A 646-nucleotide genomic window follows, 5' to 3' on the forward strand; every position below is an offset into this window, starting at 1 on the left:
CCTATTGCTTTTGTCGCCTTGGCGGCTCCGCAACTGATGGTTCGGTTAAGAAACACCGCGAACTTACCCATTATTTCTTCAGCGTTGATGGGCGCGCTGATACTGCTTATCGCTGATCTCATTACTCAACTAATGCCCATTGATGTGAACTTACCGATCGGAAGAGTGTGCGGAATTATTGGTGGATTTTATTTACTTTGGCTTATCACCAGAAGCCGATAACTCAGTGACGTATTATGACTATTTTGGATTCTGTAATGGATGGAAACCCAACACTCAGTGCTGAAAAGCTCACGCTTGGATATGGTTCAAAGATCATATGTGAAGCGCTCGATGTTACTATACCGAGCGGGCAATTAACGGTTATCGTTGGGCCAAATGGCTGCGGAAAATCGACGCTTCTAAAAAGCTTATGCCGCTTGCTAACGCCAAAGCAGGGGCATGTCATTCTAAATGGTGAGCAGATCCAGCGTATGCCAAGTAAAGAGGTCGCTAAACTGCTCGGTTTCCTGCCGCAAAGCTCTTCCAGCCCTGAACGGGTTACGGTTGCAGAGTTAGTGGCACGTGGTCGTCATGCCCATCAAGGGCTGTTTAGCCAGTGGAGCATAGAAGATGAGCTCGCAGTAAAACAAGCGATGCATGTTAC

2 protein-coding genes are annotated in these 646 nt (G+C 47.4%); both read left to right on the top strand.

What is annotated here, in order from left to right:
• Positions 1–222, top strand: a 222-nt coding sequence (locus ACP45E_RS00230) for an iron chelate uptake ABC transporter family permease subunit (protein WP_141707142.1), incomplete at its 5' end; no start/stop codon positions are given.
• 35 nt (positions 223–257) lie between these two features.
• On the top strand, positions 258–646 hold a 389-nt coding region (locus ACP45E_RS00235), incomplete at its 3' end, for an ABC transporter ATP-binding protein (protein ID WP_141707143.1).

Origin of the sequence: Vibrio genomosp. F10 str. 9ZD137 (assembly GCF_049974785.1) — a bacterium.
Classification (GTDB): Bacteria; Pseudomonadota; Gammaproteobacteria; order Enterobacterales; family Vibrionaceae; genus Vibrio.